The 23,415-nt window shown below is 66.2% G+C and carries 24 protein-coding genes; 13 read left to right on the top strand and 11 right to left on the bottom strand.

Annotation, left to right across the window (positions count from 1 at the left end):
- Positions 1-42 precede the first annotated feature (42 nt).
- Positions 43-525, top strand: coding sequence for a hypothetical protein (locus ACQR1I_RS27160; protein ID WP_434869200.1), 483 nt, complete (start codon positions 43-45; stop codon positions 523-525).
- A 281-nt stretch (positions 526-806) separates the two neighbouring features.
- On the opposite strand, the gene ACQR1I_RS27155 is transcribed toward ACQR1I_RS27160, so the two are convergent.
- The 7 genes from ACQR1I_RS27155 to ACQR1I_RS27125 form a co-directional block, all read right to left on the bottom strand.
- Positions 807-1,460, bottom strand: coding sequence for an HAD family hydrolase (locus ACQR1I_RS27155; protein WP_434869201.1), 654 nt, complete (start codon positions 1,458-1,460; stop codon positions 807-809).
- A 64-nt stretch (positions 1,461-1,524) separates the two neighbouring features.
- The gene (locus ACQR1I_RS27150; RefSeq protein WP_434869202.1) at positions 1,525-1,959 is read right to left on the bottom strand and encodes a bleomycin resistance protein; all 435 of its coding nucleotides are present in this window, start codon (positions 1,957-1,959) and stop codon (positions 1,525-1,527) included.
- 624 nt (positions 1,960-2,583) lie between these two features.
- A complete protein-coding gene (locus ACQR1I_RS27145; RefSeq protein WP_434869203.1) occupies positions 2,584-2,994 on the bottom strand; it encodes a hypothetical protein in 411 nt (136 codons plus the stop codon).
- Positions 2,995-3,120: 126 nt separating this feature from the next.
- Complete coding sequence (locus ACQR1I_RS27140) at positions 3,121-3,777, bottom strand: hypothetical protein (protein ID WP_434869204.1); 657 nt, start codon at positions 3,775-3,777, stop codon at positions 3,121-3,123.
- A gap of 247 nt (positions 3,778-4,024) precedes the next feature.
- On the bottom strand, positions 4,025-4,219 hold the full coding sequence (locus tag ACQR1I_RS27135) for a DUF2783 domain-containing protein (RefSeq protein WP_434869205.1): 195 nt from the start codon (positions 4,217-4,219) through the stop codon (positions 4,025-4,027).
- Complete coding sequence (locus ACQR1I_RS27130; protein ID WP_434869206.1) at positions 4,216-5,853, bottom strand: FAD-dependent oxidoreductase; 1,638 nt, start codon at positions 5,851-5,853, stop codon at positions 4,216-4,218. Before ACQR1I_RS27130 ends, ACQR1I_RS27135 begins: the two co-directional genes overlap by 4 nt.
- A 51-nt stretch (positions 5,854-5,904) precedes the next feature.
- Complete coding sequence (locus ACQR1I_RS27125) at positions 5,905-6,447, bottom strand: VOC family protein (protein WP_434869207.1); 543 nt, start codon at positions 6,445-6,447, stop codon at positions 5,905-5,907.
- 129 nt (positions 6,448-6,576) lie between these two features.
- Here ACQR1I_RS27125 and ACQR1I_RS27120 point away from each other — a divergent pair, with 129 nt between their 5' ends.
- Both ACQR1I_RS27120 and htpG read left to right on the top strand, forming a co-directional pair.
- Positions 6,577-7,071, top strand: a complete 495-nt coding sequence (locus ACQR1I_RS27120; RefSeq protein ID WP_434869208.1) for a MarR family winged helix-turn-helix transcriptional regulator — start codon at positions 6,577-6,579, stop codon at positions 7,069-7,071.
- A gap of 118 nt (positions 7,072-7,189) precedes the next feature.
- Positions 7,190-9,061, top strand: a complete 1,872-nt coding sequence (htpG, locus tag ACQR1I_RS27115; protein WP_434869209.1) for a molecular chaperone HtpG — start codon at positions 7,190-7,192, stop codon at positions 9,059-9,061.
- Between the two features lie 27 nt (positions 9,062-9,088).
- Here htpG and ACQR1I_RS27110 read toward each other — a convergent pair whose 3' ends face one another.
- Complete coding sequence (locus ACQR1I_RS27110) at positions 9,089-10,075, bottom strand: Bug family tripartite tricarboxylate transporter substrate binding protein (RefSeq protein WP_434869210.1); 987 nt, start codon at positions 10,073-10,075, stop codon at positions 9,089-9,091.
- A 176-nt stretch (positions 10,076-10,251) separates the two neighbouring features.
- Between ACQR1I_RS27110 and ACQR1I_RS27105 the strand changes: the two genes are divergently transcribed.
- From ACQR1I_RS27105 to ACQR1I_RS27085, 5 genes are all read left to right on the top strand, one after another.
- A complete protein-coding gene (locus ACQR1I_RS27105; RefSeq protein WP_434869211.1) occupies positions 10,252-12,054 on the top strand; it encodes a long-chain-acyl-CoA synthetase in 1,803 nt (600 codons plus the stop codon).
- Between the two features lie 126 nt (positions 12,055-12,180).
- Positions 12,181-12,426 carry a phosphopantetheine-binding protein gene (locus tag ACQR1I_RS27100; RefSeq protein WP_434869212.1) on the top strand — a complete coding sequence of 82 codons (246 nt, stop codon included), beginning with the start codon at positions 12,181-12,183 and terminating at the stop codon, positions 12,424-12,426.
- On the top strand, positions 12,413-13,801 hold the full coding sequence (locus ACQR1I_RS27095) for a class I adenylate-forming enzyme family protein (RefSeq protein ID WP_434869213.1): 1,389 nt from the start codon (positions 12,413-12,415) through the stop codon (positions 13,799-13,801). The genes ACQR1I_RS27100 and ACQR1I_RS27095 overlap by 14 nt, the downstream gene beginning before the upstream one ends.
- A complete protein-coding gene (locus ACQR1I_RS27090) occupies positions 13,794-14,525 on the top strand; it encodes an SDR family NAD(P)-dependent oxidoreductase (protein ID WP_434869214.1) in 732 nt (243 codons plus the stop codon). The genes ACQR1I_RS27095 and ACQR1I_RS27090 overlap by 8 nt, the downstream gene beginning before the upstream one ends.
- Before the next feature lie 107 nt (positions 14,526-14,632).
- Positions 14,633-16,927, top strand: a complete 2,295-nt coding sequence (locus ACQR1I_RS27085; RefSeq protein ID WP_434869215.1) for a heavy metal translocating P-type ATPase — start codon at positions 14,633-14,635, stop codon at positions 16,925-16,927.
- Position 16,928: 1 nt separating this feature from the next.
- Here ACQR1I_RS27085 and ACQR1I_RS27080 read toward each other — a convergent pair whose 3' ends face one another.
- On the bottom strand, positions 16,929-17,318 hold the full coding sequence (locus ACQR1I_RS27080; protein ID WP_434869216.1) for a hypothetical protein: 390 nt from the start codon (positions 17,316-17,318) through the stop codon (positions 16,929-16,931).
- Positions 17,319-17,467: 149 nt separating this feature from the next.
- Here ACQR1I_RS27080 and ACQR1I_RS27075 point away from each other — a divergent pair, with 149 nt between their 5' ends.
- Entirely contained in the window at positions 17,468-18,184 is a 717-nt protein-coding gene (locus tag ACQR1I_RS27075; RefSeq protein ID WP_434869217.1) for an MgtC/SapB family protein, read from the top strand.
- A gap of 277 nt (positions 18,185-18,461) precedes the next feature.
- Positions 18,462-19,610 carry a DUF3095 domain-containing protein gene (locus ACQR1I_RS27070; protein ID WP_434869218.1) on the top strand — a complete coding sequence of 383 codons (1,149 nt, stop codon included), beginning with the start codon at positions 18,462-18,464 and terminating at the stop codon, positions 19,608-19,610.
- A 7-nt stretch (positions 19,611-19,617) separates the two neighbouring features.
- On the opposite strand, the gene ACQR1I_RS27065 is transcribed toward ACQR1I_RS27070, so the two are convergent.
- Both ACQR1I_RS27065 and ACQR1I_RS27060 read right to left on the bottom strand, forming a co-directional pair.
- The gene (locus tag ACQR1I_RS27065) at positions 19,618-20,052 is read right to left on the bottom strand and encodes a DUF2147 domain-containing protein (protein WP_434869219.1); all 435 of its coding nucleotides are present in this window, start codon (positions 20,050-20,052) and stop codon (positions 19,618-19,620) included.
- A gap of 1,060 nt (positions 20,053-21,112) precedes the next feature.
- Positions 21,113-21,646 (bottom strand): GNAT family N-acetyltransferase, encoded by a 534-nt coding sequence (locus tag ACQR1I_RS27060; RefSeq protein WP_434869220.1) that lies wholly within the window; start codon positions 21,644-21,646, stop codon positions 21,113-21,115.
- A 105-nt stretch (positions 21,647-21,751) separates the two neighbouring features.
- On the opposite strand from ACQR1I_RS27060, the gene ACQR1I_RS27055 reads away from it, so the two are divergent.
- The 3 genes from ACQR1I_RS27055 to ACQR1I_RS27045 all read left to right on the top strand — a co-directional run bounded on the left by ACQR1I_RS27055 (position 21,752) and on the right by ACQR1I_RS27045 (position 23,408).
- Positions 21,752-22,351, top strand: coding sequence for a superoxide dismutase (locus tag ACQR1I_RS27055; protein WP_434869221.1), 600 nt, complete (start codon positions 21,752-21,754; stop codon positions 22,349-22,351).
- Between the two features lie 170 nt (positions 22,352-22,521).
- Positions 22,522-22,908 carry a fluoride efflux transporter CrcB gene (crcB, locus tag ACQR1I_RS27050; RefSeq protein WP_434869222.1) on the top strand — a complete coding sequence of 129 codons (387 nt, stop codon included), beginning with the start codon at positions 22,522-22,524 and terminating at the stop codon, positions 22,906-22,908.
- 272 nt (positions 22,909-23,180) lie between these two features.
- On the top strand, positions 23,181-23,408 hold the full coding sequence (locus ACQR1I_RS27045; protein WP_434869223.1) for a hypothetical protein: 228 nt from the start codon (positions 23,181-23,183) through the stop codon (positions 23,406-23,408).
- The last annotated feature ends 7 nt before the right edge of the window (positions 23,409-23,415 follow it).

The following is a 23,415-nucleotide window of genomic DNA, read 5'->3' as shown; positions in this document are numbered from 1 at the left end:
CGCCAACGCCAGATCTCATCTTCACGACGTCCGGGGAATGCCATGCGACGGTTGATGAAGTTCCTGCACACGATGGGCGCGATCGGCATGATGGGCGCGATGGCCTGCCTGGTCGTGCTGCTCGGCCTGATCCCGCAGCCGTCGGTGTCGCTGTCGCACTACGCCGAGATGCGCGCGGCGATGGGCGCCATCGTGCGCTACGTGTTCTTTCCCTCGCTCGGCCTGACGCTGGTCGCAGGGCTGCTCGCCATCGCCGTCAACCGCGCGCTGCACAGCGCCGGCTGGGCGCTGGCCAAGCTCGCCTCCGGCATCCTGGTGTTCGAATGGGGCTTCGCCGCGGTGCAGGGCCCGATGCAGGAAGCCGCAGAAGAAGCCGCGCGCGCCGTCGCCGGCCAGATCGATCCGGCAACGCTCGCGCCGAATTTCGGCACCGAGCAGGGCGCCATCTGGGTCATGCTCGGCGTCGCCACGGTCAACGTGATCCTGGGCGTCTGGCGGCCACGGTTTACGAATCTGCCGGACTGAGGCGGCGCGATCGGGGACCGGATCTCTCCACGAGTCATTCCGGGGCATTCGCGCGCAAAAGGCGCAGCCTTTTGGAGCAGCGCGAATGAGCCCGGAATCCATAACCACAGGCCGGCGTTGCCTAAGCGAGGTGCCGAACTGCGCGCGTGCCTCACATCGCATCCTGTGGCTATGGATTCCGGGCTCGCGCTCCGACCCGAGACCGACATGCGTCGGCCTCGGGCTCCGCGCGCCCCGGAATGACCGGATAGGATGTGGCAACGGAAGAAACGGGACCGCTGCTACGGATCTCCTGCAAGACATCCCCGCAGCTCGTCCACCGTACTCACCACGCGGCTCGCGCCCGCCGCCGTCAACTGCTCCGCCGTGTGATAACCCCAGCTCACCCCGATGCTCCTGACACCGGCAGCCCTGGCCATCTGCATGTCGAAGCTGGTATCGCCGATGAAGACGGCCTCATCGGCAGCGGCCTCGCTCGCCGCCAGCGCCTGCAGCAGCATAGCGGGATGCGGTTTCGACGGCGCCATGTCGGCGGCCTGAATGGTGCTGAACCAGTCGTGCCAGCCGAGCGCCTCTAGCGCCGGGAGCACGGCGTTCGACACGTGGCCCGTGGCAATGCCAAGCCATGTGTCGGATCGGCGACTGAGGTCGTGCAGCAGCTCCGCGATGCCGGCGAACGGCGCTTCCGCGAAATGCGGATCGGCGCGCAGCTGCGGCAGCACGCGGCCATAGGCACTCAGCATGTCCCACACCGGCGCGTCGGCACCGGCAAGCTCCGCCAGCACGAGCTCGAGCGAGCGGCCGATCAGCGCGAGGCTGTCCTGCTGCGGCGGTACCGGCAGGCCGAACTCGGTGAACACTCTGCGATGGCATTCCAGGATCAGCGCACGGCTGTCGACCAGCGTGCCGTCGAAATCGAAGATGATGAGCTGCACGCGAGAACCTCAGTTGGGAAACGGCGCCCGATCTCTATTCCGGTCTAGGACCCGGTTGCGCTGCCTACCGCACACCCAGGTCTTGCGCAAAGCGCAGCAGGTAACCGTCGGGATCCTGCACCAGAAACTGGCGCTGTCCTTTTGATTGCTCTCCCACCCGATACCAAGCCTCCCGGCACGGCGCGAACAGTGGCCAACTTGCTCGCGCAAGCCTGTCCAACATGGGACCGAGGTCCTCCACGATGATCTGGAAATTCATGCCGCGGCCGAACGGGCGCGCGAGCAGGCCGGTCTGCCAATTGCCGTTGTGCTGCATGAGCATGACCTGTGCGCCCTGTAATTCAAGGTAAAGGAAGCGATCCTCCGGCCGCTGGTAGGCGATCCGGAAGCCAAGGATATCGCACCAGAAGCTGCGGCTTGCGTCGATGTCGCTGACATCGAGTTCGGGGACCAGCGCTGCGAAGCCGCCGGTTGGTATCGAGTCGGATGAAATGGCCATGGCCGCATCATAGACGGCCCCGCAGCTGGGCAACATCCCATCGGAATTGACTGAAAATCCGAAAAATGTCCTTGCTATTATTCCGAAGCCGTGTATATCTCGCCTCCATCCCGCCTCGAGCAGAGGGACGTACGCGTCGTCACGAAACGTGAGGTGGGCTGCGATGGACGTGTTGGCGGCGCTGGACGAGCGCTTTGGCCGGCGCGGACGGCGAAGTCGTGTGGTCCTGGCCTCTCGACGCTGAGGTCAAGTTCGCGGTCGTTGCTTATGGGCACGCGCGAACGATGGGGGCAAGAACGCCGATCCCCAGGGAGAGCACGAAGGACACCGTAACACCATTGCGCGGGGGAGGCCGCTGTGAGGCCCGACCTGTGGTGACTGCCGCCTGCTTTCCTTGTTGCAGGCGGGCCATGGGCCGCGGCTCGCATGCGGCCTTCCCCGCGCCCTCTCGTTTCGAGAGGGTGATGTCTGCCGCATCACTCGGGCCGGACCGGCCGCGGGATCGCGATTACGCATGCGCACGACTTCGACCCGTAAAATCGACGCCAGGTTTGCGGCAATGCGCGTATGCAACGAGCAGACGACGCCGGCGCCGCTGCGCCGCCGCCATCCTGCTCGAAGCCGTCAGAGCTGTGTCGCGCGCAGCTCGATCGTCACCGGCGTCGCGGTGCGCCTGGTCGCCGGGTCCGCCGGCATCTGCAGCACGCGGGCGCGCTGGCCGGTCGCGAGGTCTGTGACCTTGACGATGCGGCCATTGGCGAATTCGAGCGCGTCGTGGTGCTCGGTCGGCTTGTTGGTGTCGACCTGGCGGAAGCGGGCGAGATGGGCGCCGACCTTGCGGCGGAAGAACAAGCCCTTGATGCGGACGTCGCCTTCGAAGGCGAGCTCGGTGCCCGGACGCAGGCACACCGCCGTCAACGGATCGTCCTTGGTCGAGAAGCCGCGCGTCTCCGTGCCGGGAAAGCGACAGGAGACCAGCACGTCGTCCACCTTGGCATCGCGGGAAGAGACAGTATGGAGGCTGTAGTCACACATGGAAAGCTCCTGAAGGCCACCAGCACTGAGGCCGCAACGGCGCAGCAGACAAGTCGTTCCATGTTGCTGAATGCGAAGCGCAGTTCCACCGCCCGCGCGGCGGGCGGCGGCAGCGCGAGAAGCGCATCAGGTGAGATGCGCGGCCTCCTCAGTGGCGTCGTCGTCGTTCGCGGCGCCCCAGTTCGCGGCGTCCTTGATGGTCGGATCGATCAGCTCGCCGCGCAGCAGCGCCAGCGGCGAGGTCCAGTACAGCGCGATGTTGTGGAACGGGTCGGTCAGCACCTTGAAAGCCCAGATCAAGCCGGTCGCAGCATCCTGCGTCGCAAACAGCTGGATCACCCGGAAGAGACCGCCGCCGATGCCGACCGCCAGCCAGAGCACGCCGACGTGACGGACGAAGTCCAACCGGCTCGCCGGCGCGTCGAACAGCCCGAACAGCGTCGGGACGGCGTACAGCATGACCGGCACCAGTCCCCACACCGTGAGCAGCACGATCTTGCGGGTCTGATTGTAGCCGACCTTGACCGCTTCCTTGTAGTCGTTGGTCACGTCATTGACGTGGTCATAGCCGCTCGGCTCGAAGAAGAAGTGCCCGGTCTGCCGAGTCAGCATCGCCAGCCAGCCGACCAGGCCGGCCATCGCCGGATCCTTGAACAGCAGGGCGTAGCAGACGAGGAAGATCACCGCACTGACCAGGTGCAGCGTCTGATTGATCCGGCTCTGATGATAGTAGCGATAGTCGTCGAAGCGCTGCGTCTGCAGGATCTTGTAGGTGCGCGACATGCGAATCCCCGTGCCGTTGTGGAACGAGACGGAGGCGTAGAGCGCTTCAGTGAAGGTGGCGTGACATGATGATGTTGTCACAATGAAACAGACCGCTGACGGATCAGGAGGGGCTGTGATTGGGAGCACGCCGGTCCGGTGCTGGCGAGCGAGGCGCCTGCGGATCTCTTTTCCTGCCAGAGAACGCGCATGCGCGGCTTTGATCGGCATCAAAACCGCGCCGGGAATCGAGCAAGGGCGGATGACGTCAGCCGCCCGGCGATCGCGCCAGCCGGATCGCCGCGCTCAGGATCGTGCGGTCGCCAATGTGGTTGGCGAGCAGCAGCACGAGTCTCGCATTCATGCGCAGCGCCTCGTCCTCGCTGAGCTCACGCTGGCTGCCGATCAGCTCGGCATAGAAGTCGTCGGGATCGCTGATGTTCGGCGTGAGAGTCAGGCTCATGCGGCAAGCTCCTGCTGGACCGCGCCGGGCTTGCCGCAGGCGCGCTGGACCGCAGCAGTGATCGCGGCCTCGTCGAAATGCGGGAAGCGGGCGGTGACATATTGATCGGGGCGGAACAGATAGGTCGTGCCTGGTGCTGCACCGTAGCGCTCTGCGAGCAGGCCCTTCGCGTCGGCGATGTCGCTGCCGACGACGAGCACGCGCGCCTGAATGCCGTCGATGCTCAGCTCCTTGGCCGTGACGGCGCTGTCGAAGGTCAGCACGGTGAAGCCGTCGCCGAGGCAGTTCAGCAGCCATCCTGGCTGCCCCGCGATGGTCACGGGTGCATCGGCCGCATTGGTGCCCGGCGTCATGGCGCCGGTACCAGGCGCGCCATCGGGTGTGTTCAGCGACGAGGCGACATAGGGCGTCGGCGTCGACAGCCGGCCGCTATTGACCAGCGGCCGCGCGAAGGCGTGATGCTGCGCGAGGTCGAGCGCGGCGTCGCGGAAATGCCGGCTCACCTGCGTCTTCGGCGTGATGAAGTCGGTGGCGCGGGTCGAGTTCAGGATGTTGTCGTCGGCCGCGTAAGCGCGCTCCTCGTGATAGCTGTCGATCAGGCTTTCCGGTGCCTCGCCGCGCAGCACCAGCGCCAGCTTCCAGGCGAGGTTGTCGATGTCCTGCACACCGGTGTTGGCGCCGCGGGCCCCGAACGGCGACACCTGATGCGCCGCGTCGCCGGCGAACAGCACCCGTCCATGCCGGAAATTGTCGATCCGCCGGCACGCGAACTGATAGATCGACACCCATTCGAGCTCGAAATCGGCGCTCGCGCCGAGCATCGCCCGGATGCGCGGGATCACGCGCTCAGGTCTCTTCTCCTCGTCGGGATTGGCGTCCCAGCCGAGCTGGAAGTCGATGCGCCAGATGTTGTCGGACTGGCGATGCAGCAGCACCGACTGCCCGGGATGGAATGGGGGATCGAACCAGAACCAGCGCTCGGTCGGAAACTCCGCCTTCATCTTGACGTCGGCGATCAGGAAGCGGTCCTGAAAGAACTGGCCCTTGAACTCGGCGCCGACCATGCGGCGGGTGTCGGAATTGGCGCCGTCGCAGGCGATCACCCATTGCGCCTCCATGGTGAAGATGCCGTCCGGCGTCTCCACTGCGAGCTGCGCGTGATCGTCGGTCTGCTTGAGGCTGACGAGCCGGTGCTTCCAGCGCAGGTCGATCAGCGGGCTCTTGCTGCAGGCCTCGACCAAGATTTCCTCAAGGTAGTACTGCTGCAGGTTGATCATTGCCGGCCAGCGATGGTCAGGCTCGGGCAGCAGGTCGAACTGATAGGACAGCTGCTCTCGGAAGAACACCTTGCCGATGTTCCAGCTCACGCCTTTCTCGACCATCGGCGTGGCGCAGCCCAGCCGGTCCCAGATCTCGAGCGGCCGCTTGGCGTAGCAGACGGCGCGGGAGCCGATGCTGACGGTGTCGTTGTCGTCGAGCACGACCACCGGCTGGCCGCGGGCGGCGAGATCGAGCGCCGCCGTCAGGCCGATCGGCCCGGCGCCGATCACGACGATCGGATGGCGGCGGATCTCGCCGCTCCTCTGCTCCGCCGAGCAGACATAGGGAAATCGCGGATAGACATAGTTGCTCATGGCTGCCTCGCCTGGCGCGTTACGGTCGGGATGTCCTTGTCGAACGCTTGCTCAGTCGGCGCCGGCGAATTCCTTTTCGTGCATCCAGGCGGTGTGGCGCGGCGGCTTCTTGGTGGTGGCCCATTCGTCGACCATGGCGTGGGCGACCGATTTCATCCGGGTGATCTGCTCGGGCGTGGCGGTCCAGGTCGCGATTTCCAGGCGGTGGCCGCTCGGATCATGGAAATAGATCGACTTGAAGATGGTGTGGTCGGTGATCCCGACGACGTCGAGGCCGGCGGCTTCCGCGCGCGCCTTGGCCTCCTCCAGCTCCTCCATGTCCTTGACCTGGAAGGCGATGTGCTGGGTCCATTCCGGGGTGTTGGGATCGCGGCCCATCGGCGGCGAGTTCGGCAACTCGAAGAAGGCGAGGATGTTGCCGTTCCCGGCATCGAGGAAGATGTGCATGTAGGGATCGGGCGCCTTGGTCGAGGGCACCTTGTCCTCGGCGATGGCGCCGAGCAGGTCCATGTTGAGGACCTTCTTGTAGAACTCGACGGTGGCCTTGGCGTCGACGCAGCGATAGGCGACGTGATGGATCTTCTCGATCTGCATGATGGTCCTCCCATGATCGTTGTTGGCAAGATAGTAACGGATGATACGATCTGCTCGCTTTGATCCAGATCAACCCGGGCGGGATCGGATTGAGGTGGCCAGAGGCGAGTGGACGAGGGCAGGGATGCGATGACGAAGGCGGTCAACGAGACGCGGGACCGGAGGGACGGTGACGGAACGGCCGAGCGCGAACTCCGGCTGCAGCGCTATTTTCCCTATCGGCTGGCGCGGCTTGCCGAGCAGGTGTCGCTGGCGGTGGCGGAGGTCTATGCGGACCGCTTCGCGCTCTCGCGCCAGGAATGGCGGATCCTGGCGGCGCTGGGCGAGCAGCCGCAACTGCCGACCAAGCAGATCGGTCGGCTGACGACGCTCGACAAGATGAACGTCAGCCGGGCCATGCAGGGCCTGGAAGCGCGCGGCATCGTCAGCCGCAGCCGTGATCCCGAGGATGGACGCGAGCGGATCGTGACTTTGACGGCCGCCGGACGGGCGCTGTATCGCAAGATCGTGCCCCATGCGCTGGCGCGGGAGACCGATCTGCTCGACGTGCTGACGCGGGAGGAGGTCGCAACCCTCAATGCCGTCATCGACAAGCTTCTGGGCGCCACGGAGCGGCCGGAATGATGCAGCGCGGCGGCTCCGAACCGGCGTTCGCAAGCCACGATCGAGGCTTGATCGATGCCGTTGCCGCGCTATATCGACGGTCTCCCCTTCATTTTTCAGCATGGGCCAACGCACGACGATGACCGACACCGCGACCGTTAGCCATTCCTTCCAGGCCGAAGTCTCCGAGCTGCTGCATCTGATGGTGCACTCGGTCTACTCCGAGACCGACATCTTCTTGCGCGAATTGATTTCCAACGCCTCCGACGCTTGCGACAAGCTGCGTTATGAGGCCATCGCCAAGCCCGAGCTGCTTGGGGAGGGCGAGCCGCCGCAGATCCGCATCATTCCCGACAAGACCGCGAACACCTTGACGATCGCCGACAGCGGCATCGGCATGGACCGCCAGGAGCTGATCGACCATCTCGGCACCATCGCCCGCTCCGGCACCAAGGCGTTCGTGCAGAAGCTCGCCGAGGCCAAGGACGGCACCGGCCTGATCGGGCAGTTCGGCGTCGGATTCTATTCGGCCTTCATGGTGGCCGACCGCATCACCGTGGTCAGCCGCCGCGCCGGCGGCAGCGAGGTCTGGACCTGGACCTCGTCGGGCGGCGCCGGCTTCGAGGTCGCGCCGGCGTCTGAGGACGACGCCAAGCGGGTGGTGCGCGGCAGCGAGATCGTGCTGCACCTCAAGGACGACGCCAAGAAATATCTCGAACCTTTCGAGATCGAGCGCATCGTCACCGCCTATTCCGACAACATCCAGTTCCCGATCATGCTGGTACAGGCGGAGGGCGAGCCGCGTCAGATCAATTCGGCGAGTGCGCTGTGGCAGCGCTCGAAGTCGGAGCTCTCGGCGGAGGACTACGCGAAGGCCTACAAGTCGATTGCCAACGCCTTCGACGAGCCGGCGATGACGCTGCACTACCGCGCCGAGGGCCGCTATTCCTATGCGGTTCTGCTGTTCGCGCCCTCGACCAAGCCGTTCGACCTGTTCGAGCCGGCGCGCAAGGGCAAGGTCAAGCTCTATGTCCGCCGCGTCTTCATCACCGATGATGCCGACCTGATGCCGGCGTACTTGCGTTTCATCCGCGGTGTGATCGACAGCGAGGACCTGCCGCTCAATCTCTCGCGCGAGATGCTGCAGAACAATCCGCAGCTGGCGCAGATCCGCAAAGCGGTGACGACGCGGGTGATCAGCGAGTTGGAGCAACTGGCGGAGAAAGACGCCGAGAACTTCGAGAAGATCTGGGACTCGTTCGGCGCCGTCATCAAGGAAGGTCTCTATGAGGATTTCGAACGCCGCGACAAGCTGCTGGCGCTGGCGCGGTTCACCACGACGACGGGCGAGAAGCGCTCGCTGAAGCAGTATGTCGAGGGGCTCAAGGAGAACCAGACCGAGATCTACTTCCTGGTCGGCGACAGCATCGAGCGGCTGAAGTCCAATCCGCGGCTCGAGGCGGCCAAGGCGCGCGGCGTCGAGGTGCTCTTGCTGACCGATGCGGTCGATGCGTTCTGGACCTCGGCGCAGCTTTCGTTCGATGGCAAGCCGCTGAAGTCGCTGAGCCAGGGCGACATCAATTTCGATCCGATTCCGGTGACTGAGAAAGAGGCCGAGGACGAGGCCAAGCCGGCGGCCGACGAGGCCAATACGATTGCGCTGATCAAGGCGAGCCTCGGCGACCACGTCACCGACGTGAAGGTCTCGACGCGGCTGACCACCAGCGCCTCGTGCCTCGTGGCGGGCAGCCATGGGCCTGACCGCGAGCTGGAGCGGATCCTGTCGCAGCAGGCGCGCGGCACCCGCACCAAGCCGATCCTGGAGATCAACCTGCGCCATCCGCTGGTGGTGGCCGTGGCCAAGGCGGCGGCCGACAAGCCCAAGGTCGACGACCTGTCGTTCCTGCTGCTCGAGCAGGCACAGATCCTCGACGGCGAATTGCCGGAGGACCCGGCAGCGTTCGCGGCGCGGCTCAACCGCCTGGTGCTGCAGGGCGTAGCGGCTGGCTGATGAAATGGAGCAGGGCGGGCGCCACGCCTATCGGCTGGGGCCTGCTTGCGCTGCGACCAGCTTGCGCCAGCGCATCACCTCAGCGCGATAGGTCGCGGCATAGACTTGGCTGTCGCCGGTGATCGGCGTGGCGCCGGCCTCGGCGAATTCCTTGGCGATCGCGGGATCGGCCAGCGCGGCATTGATCTCGCGGTTGAGCAGATCGACAACGGCCTGCGGCGTCCCCCGCGGCGCGGCGACGCCGTAGAAGCCGGAGGTCTCGAAGCCCGGCAGCAGTTCGGCGACCGGCGGCAGTTGTGGAAAGGTGTCCACGCGCTCGCGCGTCGACACCGCCAGCGCCCGGATCTTGCCGCTGCGCACCAGGTCGACAGCGGAGGCGATGTTGTCGAACATCGCGTGGATGTGCCCGGAGGCGAGATCGGTCAGCGCCGGGCCCGAGCCGCGATAGGCGAGCACGGACCAGCTGATGCCGCCGAGCACCCGGAACAGCTCGGCGGACAGCTGTTGAACGGTGCCGGGGCCGGCCGAGCCGACGCTGAGTTTGCCGGGGTTGGCCCTGGCATAGGCCAGGAATTCGGTCAGCGTCTTGACGGGCAGCTCCTTGTTGACCAGGAGCAGCAGCGGCGTCCGCGCCATGCCGGCAACCGGAACGAGATCGCTGCCATCAGCGTCGGTCGCGGCGCCGGCAGAGGCGTTGATGACGTTGGCGGTCGAGGTCGCCAGGAGCGTATAGCCGTCCGGCGCAGCATGTCCGACGCTGCGGGTCGCGACGGCGCCGCCGGCGCCCGGCCGGTGATCGAGCACGAAGGACTGGCCGAGCCTGCGGGTCAGCCGGTCGCAGATCAGCAGCGACAGGCGCCCCGTGGCGCCGCCCGGTGCGAACGGGATGACCCAGGTGACGGGCCGCGCCGGATAGGGCGCCTCGCCCGCGGCGGCAGGATGTATCGCGGCGATGCCGCTCCAGGCGGCGCATTGCAGCAGCGCACGTCGTGTGATCGTCGTGTCCTTGGTCATGCCGGCCTTTACATGGGCATGTTCTGGGATGCGCAGCTTAGCCGGTATTTGCGATTACTTCGTAAAGGTTCACATTCGCATCAATCAGGAACGACTTCACGCAGGTTAACCGTGCCGGTTAACGCCCGCTCAGGCCGCCCCGCCTATAACGACGCGAACTTGAAGGGGTGGAAGGCATGACCTCCGAGCGCGCGGGCCGATCTGCACAGCCCGTCATAGCCGGCCCGCGGCCGTCGGCAGCGAAGATCTGGCTGAAGGCGATCGAGCTGACAGCGCGCATCGAGGCGGAGCCGACGCGGCTGTTTGCCGATCTGGTCGACGGATGGGCCGCGCAGCAGCCGGACCATCCCGCGTTGATCTCGGATCGCGAGACGCTCAGCTATTCCGCCCTGTCTGCGCGTATCAACCAATATGCCCGCTGGGCACTCGGCAACGGCATTCGGCCCGGCGACACGGTTGCCTTGATGCTGCCGAGCCGGCCCGACTATCTGGCGGCGTGGCTCGGGATCAGCCGGATCGGCGGCGTCGTTGCGCTGATCAACACCAATCTGGTGGGATCGTCGCTCGCGCACTGCATCAACGTCGCCAGGCCGGGCCATGTCATTCTCTCCAACGAGTTTCGAGCGTCCTATGAGGCGGCCGCGCCGCTCATCTCGGACACGCCGCGGGTCTGGGACCATGATGGCGATCTCGGCGCGGCGCTGGCTGAGATGGCCACGCAAGCTCTTGGCCAGGCGGAACGGCCTGACGTCACGATCAACGATCGCGCGCTGCTGATCTACACCTCCGGCACCACGGGCCTGCCGAAAGCCGCCAGCATCAGCCATCGCCGCATCCTTAACTGGGGCGGCTGGTTTGCGGGACTCACGGGCGCAAGTCCCGTCGATCGCCTCTACGATTGCCTGCCGGTGTATCATTCCGTCGGCGGCATCGTCGCGCCCTGCAGCATGCTGCGGGCCGGTGGTGCGGCGGTGCTGGCGGAGAAGTTCTCTGCGCGTCAGTTCTGGCGCGACGTCGTGAGCTACGACTGCACGCTCGTGCAATATATCGGCGAACTCTGCCGCTACCTGCTGGCGGCGCCGCCTACGGAGCTCGATCGCGCCCATCGGCTGCGGCTCGCTTGCGGCAACGGTCTGCGCGGCGATGTCTGGGAGGCGTTCCAGGCGCGCTTTGCGATCCCGCAGATGCTGGAATTCTACGCCGCGACCGAAGGCAATTTCTCGCTCTACAACGTCGAGGGCAAGGTGGGATCAATCGGCCGCGTGCCGTCGCTGCTCGCGCATCGTTTTCCGGCCGCGATCATCCGGCTCGATGACGAGCAGCGCGCGCCGCTGCGCGGCGCGGACGGACTTTGCGTGCCGGCGGCGCGCGGTGAGATCGGCGAGGCCGTTGGCCGCATCGGCAAGGCCGACGAAGGCGGCGGCCGCTTCGAAGGCTACACGGACACGGCGGAGACCGAGAAGAAGATCCTGCGCGATGTTTTCGCCGAGGGAGATGCCTGGTTTCGCACTGGCGATCTGATGCGCCAGGACGAGCAGGGCTTCTTCTACTTCGTCGATCGCGTCGGCGACACGTTCCGCTGGAAAGGCGAGAACGTTGCGACCAGCGAAGTGAACGAAGCGATCCTGCAATGCCCGGGCGTCGCTGAAGCGTCCACCTATGGCGTCGTCATTCCGGGCACCGATGGACGTGCCGGCATGGCGGCGCTGGTGGTCGATGATGATTTCGATCTGGCCAGGCTCTCGACCGAGCTCGCGCGCCGGCTACCGGCCTATGCGCAGCCGGTGGTGCTGCGCCTCACCGCCTCGCTCGATGCGACCGAGACCTTCAAGCAGAAAAAGCAGCAGTTGATGCGCGAAGGCTTTGATCCAGCGGTCGTCGCGGACCCGCTCTATATCCGTGATGGTGCGACGGGTGTCTACCGCCCGCTCGATCGCGACCTGTACGCGCGCATCACGACCGGAGAGGTTCGTTTGTAGATGATTTTAATCATAGGCGGCGAGGTGCATTTACCAACGGGCGCGAAAGATACCGCGAAGCTCCCGGTTCCTTCACCATCTCCCCCTAGGCTCGGCCGCATCGTTTGAACAATGACGGATTTCGCCATGTCGGTACGGTTGAGAATTGTTGCAGCGATCAAGCAGATTGCGGACGAGCAGAAGGTCAAGCTGCCGGCGCTGACCGATGATCTGACGCTGCACGAGACCGGGTTCGATTCACTCGCCTTCGCCATCCTGGTCGCCCGTCTCGAGGACGACCTCGGCGTCGATCCGTTCACGCTGTCGGAGGAGGTCACGTTCCCCAACACGATCGGTGACTTCATCAGGGCCTACGAGAATGTCCCCGCGTGAGATCTTCGCGCTGCGCGATCATCTCGGCACGGCGCTGACCGAGCGGACGATCTCCGATCCGCGCCATGTGGTGTCGCTGGCCGAACTGTCGCGTGGAAGCTGTCTCGGCGGCCGCAGCGGAGAGCTCGATGGCCGCTCGACCCTGCTCGCAACCTCCGGCCAGCTTCTGGCAGGACTCGCGCTGATCGAGATCGATGGCATCGCCCGTCGCATGCTGTTGTGCCCGCCCGACCTGAAGGACGAGCATCTCGGCAGCATCATCACCGATGCCGGCATCGATGCCGTCGTCACCGACGAGCCGGGGCGTTTCGCAGGTTGCGGCGTCGATCTCGTCGTCCCGGTCGGCCTGCCGCAGCCCACGGCCGAGGCCGCGCGGACGGTCCGTGCGACCGAATGGTTGATGCTGACGTCGGGCACCTCGGGCGTGCCGAAGATCGTCGGTCATACGCTGGAGGGCCTGTGCGGCGCCATCGTCGGCGATCGCCCGGTGCCTGGCGAGGCGTCGCCGGTGTGGGCGACGTTCTACGACATCCGCCGCTATGGCGGGCTGCAGATCTTCCTGCGCGCGATCGTCGGCGGCGGCTCGATGGTGCTGTCCGATACCGGCGAGGCACTTGCGGATCACGTCGCGCGCCTCAACGCGCGCGGTGTCTCGCACATCTCGGGCACACCGTCACATTGGCGCAAGCTGCTGATGAGCGGGTCGGCCGAACAATTCTCACCACGTTACGTGCGGCTATCGGGAGAGATCGCCGATCAGGCCGTGCTCGACGGCCTGAATCAGGCGTTTCCGAACGCATCGATCGGCCACGCCTATGCGTCGACCGAGGCCGGCGTCGGATTTGCGGTCAATGATGGACTGGAAGGTTTTCCGGCGGCCTTGCTCGGCGAGGGCCGCGGCGCCGTCGACATGAAGGTCGTCGACGGCTCGCTGCGCATCCGCTCCAAGCGCGCGGCGCATGCCTATGTCGGGCGCGCTGCGGCGGCATTGACGGACGCTGACGGCTATGTCGACACCGGCGACATGGTCGAGCTGCGCGGCGACCGCTACTACTTCGTCGGCCGGCGTAACGGCATCATCAATGTCGGCGGCCTGAAGGTGCATCCCGAAGAGATCGAGGCCGTGATCAATGGCCATCCCGAGGTGCGGATGTCGCGTGCCAAGTCGCGGCGCAGCCCGATCACCGGCGGTATCGTCGTCGCCGAGGTGGTGCTGACGGGGGGCAGCGATCCGGCGCGTGTCGATGCCGTTCGTCAGGAGATCCTCGGCGATTGTCGCGCCCGTCTTGCAGCCCACAAGGTGCCCGCGATGATCCGTTTCGTTCCGGCGCTCGACGTCACCCCGGCCGGCAAACTGGCGCGCACCGATGCGTAACGTCCTCGTCACCGGCGGCAGCCGCGGCATCGGATTGTCGATCGCACGCCGTCTCGCGGGCGCAGGCTTCGACGTCATCGCGGTCGCGCGGCGCGAGAGCGAGGAGCTGCGCGCGGCCATCGCCGAGTTCGGCGCCAGCAGTGCCGGGATTCATTTCCGCGCTTGCGATCTCAGTGCAGTGGATGCGATCCCCGCCTTCGTGAAATCGGTGCGCGACGAGTTCGGTCCGCTCTATGGCCTCGTCAACAACGCCGGCATCGGCACCGAGGGCCTGCTCGCGACCATGCACAATTCGGAGATCGAGGGTCTGGTGCGGCTCAACGTGCTGGCGCCGATGATCCTTACCAAATACGTCGTGCGCCACATGATGGCCGCGGGCGAGGGGCGCATCGTCAACATCTCCTCGATCATCGCCAGCACCGGCTACAACGGCCTCTCGGTGTATGGGGCGACCAAGGCGGCCGCCAACGGCTTCACGCGCTCGCTGGCGCGCGAGGTCGGCAAGGTCGGCATCACCGTCAATGCGATCGCGCCGGGCTTCATCGCCACCGAGCTGACGCAGAGCATGGACGAGGAGCAGCAGCGGCGCATCGCGGGACGCAGCGCCTTGCGCCGGTTGCCGGAGACCTCCGATGTCGCGGCCATGGTCGAGTATCTCCTCGGCGACGGCGGCCGCAACGTCACCGGCACGGTGCTGACGGTGGACGCCGGCAACACCGCCTGAGGCGATTGCGTCCGGCTCGCGGCTCCGGTGGACGCGCCGTTGATTTCGCTCAAGCGTCCGGCTCGGCGTAGCGGCGATAGTGCCGCGGCAATCCGGAACCCTTCTCCATGTTCGAGCGCATCCTGCGGTGGACCCTCGTAGCAATCGCGGTCGCGGGCCTCGCCGCCGGCGGTCTCGCGCATGTGGTCGGCCGCGGCGATCTCGCCGGGATTGCCTTCACGGCCTCGACCGTCCCAGTGATCGCCGGCCTGATCATCTCGATCGTCCGGGACGTGCTCGCCGGCCGCATCGGCGTCGACGCCATCGCCTTGGTGTCGATGAGCGCTGCGATCGTGCTCGGCGAGCCGCTCGCCGGCGCGGTCGTCGCGCTGATGTATTCCGGCGGCAACGTGCTTGAGGACATCGCGGTGGCCCGTGCCGAGCATGATCTGCGCGCGCTGGTGGACCGTGCGCCGCGCCAGGCGCATCGCTGGCGTGACGACCAGATCGAGGATGTCCCGGTTGCCGATGTGATCGTGGGTGATCGACTGATGGTCCGTGCCGGCGAGATCGTCCCGGTCGACGGCGTGGTGGAGACGACCATGGCCGTGGTCGACGAATCCGCGCTGACGGGCGAGCCCATCCCGGTGACGAAGACCCGCGGCATGGCGATCCTGTCGGGCTCGCTGAATGCCGGCGAGACCTTCGAGCTGTCGGTCACGGCGACGGCGGGCGAGAGCACCTATGCTGGCATCGTCAAGCTGGTGACGGCGGCGCAGACCGCGAAGGCGCCGTTCGTGCGGCTGGCCGACCGCTACGCGCTGATCTTCCTCCCGGTGAGCCTTGCCATCGCGGCTGCCGCGTATTTTGCGTCCGGGGATCTGATCCGGGCTCTTGCGGTGATGGTCGCCGCGACGCCCTGTCCGCTGATCCTCGCCGCGCCGGTCGCCTTCATTGCCGGCGTGGCGCGGGCGGCGCGGAGCGGCATCCTGGTCAAGGGCGGCGGCAAGCTCGAGGCGCTGGCGCGGGCCCATACCGTGCTGTTCGACAAGACCGGCACGCTGACCGTCGGCGGCGCGCGGCTGCTGTCGGTCGAAGCGGCCCCGGGTGAGGATGCCGACGATGTGCTTCAGCTCGGCGCCTCGCTGGAGCAGGCGTCCCACCACGTCGTCGCGCATGCGATCGTGCAGGCCGGTCGCGACCGCGGGCTGAGGCTCAAGGTACCGGAGGCGGTGCGCGAGACGATGGGCTCGGGCCTCGAAGGCATGATCGATGGCCGCCGTGTCATCGCCGGCTCGCGTGATCTCGTGCTCGGCAATCGTACGCCGCCGCCATGGGCGGCGCGGGCGATCCGCCGCGCCTCCTGGCGCTCGGCGCTGATCGTCTTCATTGCGCGGGATGACCGTCTCATCGGGGCTCTGCTGCTTGCCGACGAATTGCGCGCCGACACACCGCGAGCGATCCGCTGGCTGCGCGAGGCCGGTATCGCGCGGATGGTGATGGTGACCGGTGATCGTGCCGCGGCGGCGCAGGCGATCGGCGCGGCGCTCGACCTCGATGCCGTGCTGGCCGACCGCGTTCCTGCCGACAAGGTCGACGCCGTCAAGAGCGAGCAGCGGCTGCATCCGACCATCATGGTCGGCGACGGCATCAATGATGCCCCGGCGCTCGCGTCGGCCGATGTTGGCATCGCGCTCGGCGCCCGCGGCGCCAGCGCGTCGTCCGAGGCGGCCGACGTGGTCATCCTGGCGGACCGGCTCGACCGCGTCGGCGAAGCCATCACCATCGCCCAGCGCGCCCGGCGCATCGCGTTGGAAAGCATCATCGCCGGCATGGCGCTGTCTTTCGTCGCGATGGCGGCGGCGGCCTTCGGCCTGCTGCAGCCGGTGCCCGCGGCGCTGGTGCAGGAGGCGATCGACGTCGCCGTCATCCTCAACGCGCTCAGGGCGCTGCTGCCGGCCAGAAGGGGCAGCGCCGGACGCATCACCGCCGAGGACGGTCGCGGCCTCCGGCACGATCACCAGGCGCTGCTGCGCGGGCTGGACCGGCTGCGCGCGATCGTCGATGCGCTCGACGAGGCTGCGCCCGAGCAGGCGGTGGATCTGATCGCGCAGGCCAACGCCGTGGTCCAGGACCAGGTCGTCGCGCATGAGCGCGATGACGAAGGCTCGGTCTATCCGCGGCTGGCGCGCCTGCTGCAGGATGCGCACGGCCTGTCGGCGATGAGCCGGGCGCATCGCGAGATCCTGCATCTGGCGCGGCTGCTCGGGCGCCTGGTCGAGGATCTGCCGTCGGAGCATGTCGACCGCTATCTGATCCGCGACGCCCAGCGGGTGATCGAGGCGATCGAGACGCTGGTCCGCATGCACACCGCCCAGGAGGACGACATCTACGAGGCCGTCGCGGCGCGCTCGGCCGCGTAGCTCAGCCGGTATGCTTGGGCAGGTCGATCCGCTCACGGGCAAATTCGGCGGGGCCGTCGATCAGGCGACGAATGCGCCGCTCGCGCTCGTCCGCCGGCAGGCCCGGATCGAGCATCTGATCAATCTGGTGGATCGCCGTCTGTTCGATCGCCAGCGGATCCCGCTGCGTTGGCTGCGGCATCCCCGTGGGCCTGGAGGCATGCAGGCCGATCATCAGCAACTGGCTGATAGCATCCGAGCGCGTGATCTGATGCATTTCGGCCCACGCATCGACGTCTGCGGTGAGCTGTTGCGACAGCTTCACGGCACTCACCGCATCATGTCCCAGCCGGACGGCGGGACTGTGATCCCTTCGCGTGTCGGGCACTTGCGTCATCTGCCTGTTGATCATGTCAGCCTAGGATACGCTGGAGGGAGTGGGATTTGATTTCGATCAAGGACGGACTAAGAAAGCGGCGCCGTCGCGGCGGCCCGGCCGTGCGTCTGCACGGCTGTCGCCCGATGGCCTCTCCAGCGTGACACAAAGACATCCGGTTGCCCATGCGTTTCCTGCACACCTTTCAGGTCTATGATTTCGCCGACACGCTGGTCAGCCTGTTCGCCGCCTTCGTGCTGGGCACGCTGATCGGCGCCGAGCGGCAATACCGCCAGCGCAGCGCCGGGCTGCGGACCAACGTGCTCGTCGCGGTCGGCGCGGCCGCCTTCGTCGACATCGGCAACCGCCTCACCGGCGCTGATGGCGCGGTGCGGATCATCGCCTATGTCGTGTCGGGCATCGGCTTTCTCGGCGCCGGCACGATCATGAAGGAAGGCATGAACGTGCGCGGGCTCAACACGGCGGCCACGCTGTGGGCGTCGGCCGCGGTCGGCGCCTGCGCCGGCGCAGACCTGATCGCGCAGTCGGTCGCGCTCACGTTGTTCGTGCTCGCCGGCAACACGCTGCTGCGGCCGCTGGTCAACGCCATCGACCGCATTCCGCTCAACGCGCGCACCTCGGAGGCGAACTACAAGATCGTGCTGACCACCGACGCGCTGCATGCGGCCGAGCTGCGCGAGGCGCTCGACGAGCGGCTCGAGGTCGCCAAATATCCGGTGCGGGAGACCGATGTCGTCTATCGCTCCGAGGACATCGTCGAAATCGCTGCGACGCTGGTGCCGCTTGCGGTGGAGACTGCCGAGCTCGACCGCGTCGTTGCGGAGCTGGCGAAGCTGTCTGGCGTACGTCATGCGACCTGGAACGTCAGCGCGCTGGAGTAGGGGGCTCGCCCAGAGCCGCAACGAGGGCTGCATCTGAAGGCCCCGATGGCGCCATGGTTCGACATCCCCCTGCACTGCTCCTCGACCATGGGAGCAATGTTCCATGTCCCCCGTGAACCATGGCTGAACGCAACAGGCCGGTCGTCGACGGCGCCGGGCCGTATGACGCCAGCTGGTATCGCCATGCGGATCGCGGGACGGGCTGGCCGTCTGAACCTGCTTGACAGCCATCTCCGTAGCTCCTCTTTGAGAGCGTAATCTGGATGGATACCTCGCAATGGCGAACACCAGCGCTGCCGATTACTACGCCTCGATCCCGGTGTTTCGCAGCTTCGCGCGGCTGATGGATCCGGCGCTGTACGCGCCGCTGCCCGGCGACTGGATGGTCGGGGTCGCCGATATCGTCGACTCGACGAAGGCGATTGCCGACCGGCGCTACAAGGCGGTCAACATGGCCGGGGCGGCCATCATTGCCGCGGTGACGAATGCGCTCGAGGGGCGCGAATTTCCGTTCGTGTTCGGCGGCGATGGCGCGAGCTTCGCGGTCGGACCCGGCGATGCCGATGCTGCGCGTGACGCGCTGGCGGCCACGGCCAGCTGGGTGGAGGACGATCTCGGCCTGTCGATGCGCATTGCCCTCGTGCCGGTCAGCGCCATCCGCGCACAAGGGCTCGATGTCCGCGTGGCGCGCTATGGCCCGTCGGCCAACCTGTCCTACGCGATGTTCGCCGGCGGCGGATTGGGCTGGGCCGAGGCGGCGATGAAGCGCGGCGAATTTGCGATCCCGAAGGCTGTGCCCGGCGCGCAGCCGGACCTGTCCGGCCTGTCGTGCCGGTTCGAGGAGATGCCGTCGGCGCGCGGTCTCATCCTCTCGGTGCTGGTGCTGCCGGCGGCTGGCGGCGACGCGCATGCGTTCCGCAGGACGATCGAGGACATCATCGCGCTGACCGAGCGCAGTCCCGAGGCCGGTCGTCCGGTGCCTGCGGGCGGACCGGCGCTGACCTGGCCGCCGCAGGGTCTGGGCTACGAGGTGCGCGCGGGGCGCGGACCGACATTCTCGCGCTGGGTCCGCGTGCTCGGGCGCACGCTGTTCGTCTACACCGTCATGCGCTTTGGTATCAGCATCGGCGGGTTCGTGCCCGACCTCTACAAGCAGCAGGTCGTCGAGAATTCCGACTTCCGCAAATACGACGATGCCCTGCGCATGATCCTCGACTGCACCGAGCAGCTCGCCCAGGAACTGGAGCGGCGCCTCAGCGCGGCGGCGTCGAACGGCATCGTCCGCTATGGGCTGCATCGCCAAAGCGCGGCGATGATGACGTGCTTCACGCCATCGGCTATCCGCCCCGACCACGTTCACTTCATCGACGGCGCGCAGGGCGGCTACGCGTCGGCTGCGACCGCGTTGAAGGCCGCGGTCGCCTGACGATTGATCAGCGCGAGCGCGTCCAGGTCTCGCCGCCGCACAGCGCGCCGACGCAACCTTCGACCTTCAGCGTATCCGGGCCGGCGACGGAGATGTGGCTGCTGTAGCTCTGGCCGTCATCGGCATTGTAGATCTTGCCGGACCATTTGTTCGGGCCGTCGGGGTGAACGCCCTCGAACAGCTGCAGTCCGATGATCGGGCGGTTGGCCAGCGCGCGATTGGGATTCTTGCTGTCGGCCGCCGGCTTGCCGGTGTCGGTGTCCATCGGTTCCTTCAGCCACACGACGGTGCCGCAGAGATTGGCGCCGCACTTGGCGACCTTGATCTTGGCGTCGCCGGCCTGGGTGAGCCAGGTGCCCGACGGATCGTCCGCCGCCATGGCCGGCTGCGCGATCAAGAGGGCCGCAAATGCGAGACCAGCCAGACGCAAAATCCAAATCATCTTCACCCCCGTTGAAACCGCGCTTCCATAACAGCAAACGGTGACGTTGCAATCAGGAGAGGTGAAGTTGTCCAGAGTGTCATCATCACGATCGGGTGCATCAGCGGGCGATCGTCTCAAATCCTTGCCGGCCTGTCTCATGGCGCCCGGATCGTGTCTCCGGCGTGGCAACACCGGAGGATCGGGCAACTGCATCAACACACTCCGTTGTCATCCCGGCGAACGCCGGGATCCATATCCACAGGGAGTGGTTTGAGGCAGGCTGGTCATTGGCATTTTGCCCGTCACGTCTGCTGCGGTGTATGGGTCCCGGATCGGCGCTGCGACGCGCTACGCACATCTCAGCTTGTCCGGGACGGCACGTGGAGGGAGGCTTCTTCACATCTCAAACAGCATGGACGTGGCGATATGATCTCGCGGCCTACACGGCCCGAGGTCTGCGATCAGTTCGTCCCTCGCGAGAAGTGCAAGGGCGCAGGGAATGCCGGGTGAAGGCCCCACCCATGGCCCGCCTGCGAAAAGAATGCAGGCGGCAGGTACCACAGGCAAAGCCGGTCATCCGGCATTCCCTGCGCGACAGTCTCACGCTTATACGCAGTCTCCCTGGTGCGCCGGGCTTGTTGGCCACCATCCCCAGCGCAATGCGCTAGCATAGCGCCGAGTTGATACCAGCGTCGGGGTATCAGGACGCTGCGACTTCACGTCCGCAAGCGATCGTTCGTCCGCACCCTCGTTTGAAGAGGATGCTGCGATCTCCCGCGGCCATCGCATCCCCGCCTCGCGTGTCGTGACGATCGCGCGCAACGCCCCTTGCAGTGAGGCGGGATGCGGGGAGGAAATCATGATTTCGGAAAATATGCAAGAGAATTATTTTTTTCGGAAGTAGGTCCCTGCGCTTCGCTGTCGTCCCGGCCTTGAGCCGGGACCCATACTCAGCGGCGGATGTGTCAGGCAAAAGGCCCACTGACACGCGTGCCTCAAACTTCTCCCTGTGGGTATGGGTCCCGGATCGGCGCGCGCGTGCCGCGCGCTTGTCCGGGACGACCACGTAGAGACAGCCTCACCAAGGCAATCCGCAGAGGTCGATGGTGCCGCGGGTGGGGGCGGTGCGTTTGACGTCGTGGACCAGGGCGGACAGCGTGTCGAAGCGGATGCGGCCCTGGTCCGGCTGTTCGGCGTAGACCTCGCCGTCGAATGGAATGAAGCCGCGCGCCGTGTAAAACGGGATGCGGTCGGGCGCGCAGAACAGAAGGGCGTAGTTGATGGTGTCCTCGTGTCGCAGCGTCTGGATCGCGGCGTTGAGGCCCACGGTGGCGAGGCCGCGATTGCGCATATCGGCGCGCGTCAAGACGCCGCCGATGCCGGCGACGTTGACGTTCTGCCCGTTCCATTTCACCAGCCGGCGATAGATCCCGACATGGCACAGCACATCGCCGGCCTCGTCCAGCACCAGCACCCGCAGGTCGGCATGCGCAAATGTGATACCGGCCCAGGGTAGTGTGGCGACGACCTCCGGCGGCCAGATCGCATCATACAGCGGCTTGGCCTGCGGCCAGGAGGCGTTGCCATTCAGGACCTCGATCTCGATGCTCATCAAAACGGCTCGCTTTTTCCAGAATCACAGTGTTTAGGAGTTCGGAACCTTCTATAAGGAGGTCCCGTTAAATCCCGTCTTCCCACAAGTTGCGGAACCGACCCCATGACCTTTACGCTGCCCCCCCTGCCTTACGCCTATGAAGCCCTCGGCCCCTACATGTCCAAGGAGACGCTCGAGTACCACCACGACAAGCATCACCAGGCCTATGTGACCAACGGCAACAATGCGATCAAGGGGACTGAATTCGAAGGCAAGTCCCTCGAGGAGATCGTCAAGGGCTCGTTCGGCAAGAACCCCGCCGTCTTCAACAATGCCGGCCAGCACTTCAACCACATCCATTTCTGGTCGTGGATGAAGCCGAATGGCGGCGGCTCCAAGCTGCCGGGCGCGCTGGAGAAGAAGATCAACGAGGATCTCGGCGGCTTCGAGAAGTTCAAGACCGACTTCGCCGCCGCCGGCGTCGGCCAGTTCGGCTCGGGCTGGTGCTGGCTCTCGGTCAAGAACGGCAAGCTCGAGATCTCCAAGACCCCGAACGGCGAGAACCCGCTGGTGCACGGCGCGACGCCGATCCTCGGCTGCGACGTCTGGGAACACTCCTACTACATCGACTACCGCAACCGCCGTCCCGACTATCTCAAGGCGTTCGTCGAGAACCTGATCAACTGGGAATATGTCGAAGAGCTCTACAGCAAGGCTGTCTGATCTCGCTCGATCGACGGAGCAGGGCGGTGAGCATGGGCTCGCCGCCCTTTTTCGTGGCGGGACAATGAGCGGGCGGTCCTTGCAAGGGACGCGGCATTTCGGCAAGAATTTTGCTCGTGATGGTCAAGGGGCAGGGCGTTCGTTCTCCCGTCGATGCAAGGTCAGGGTCCGTGAATCAGCTGTTCGGCTATTGTCTCGTCTTCGTCGGCGGCGGCTGCGGCGCCTCGCTTCGCCACGCAATCAACATGGCCAGCGCCCGTGCGCTCGGCACCGATTTCCCGTGGGGCACCTTCATCATCAACATCACCGGCTCGACCGTGATGGGCCTGATCGCCGGCTACCTCGCCTTCAAGGGCGGCGCCACCCAGCACTGGCGGCTGTTTTTGATGACCGGCATCCTCGGCGGCTACACGACGTTCTCCGCGTTCTCGCTCGACACCGCGCTGCTCTACGAGCGCGGCGCGCTGGGGCTGGCGGCGCTGTATGTGGTGGGCTCAGTGGGCATCTCGATCGCCGGCCTGTTCGCGGGCCTGGCGCTGGTGCGGGTTTTGAGCTGAGGCGGGGCCGGTCGCTCCTTAAGGCGAGGTTCGACCTTTCACTTGGCCCCTGGATCGCTTCGCTGCGCTCGCGATGACGGAGTTTGTGGTCGCACCCGGTGCCGCCTAACCGGTCATAGGGCAATCCGCCCGAACCTTGCTCCGTCATCGCGAGCGTAGCGAAGCGATCCAGGGGCCGCTCGGGGATAGGGAGTGGCTGGCCCTTCCATTCGGCAAGTCGTTAACCTGCGGCGGTGGACAGGCGTGATGTTATAATGTAACATCATGACGAAATGACGCAGTCCGCCCTCCAGAGCCACGGCCATAGCCATGCGCACGGCGCGCATGGGCACAGCCATGCCCATAACCACGGCCGTGCCCACAGCCACGACCCTGCCGCGCCGCATCCGGCGCAGCCGGCGCCGTGGTCGATCCTGCGGATGCCGGTGGCCGCCCGGCTGGGGGCGGCGCTGGCCGCGAGTGCGGTGCTCTGGGTGATCGTCATCATGGCAATGCGGTGATCACGGC

This window comes from Bradyrhizobium sp. HKCCYLS2038 (assembly GCF_051167655.1).
Taxonomy (GTDB): Bacteria; Pseudomonadota; Alphaproteobacteria; order Rhizobiales; family Xanthobacteraceae; genus Bradyrhizobium.
This window is presented reverse-complemented; position numbering and strand designations above follow the sequence as displayed.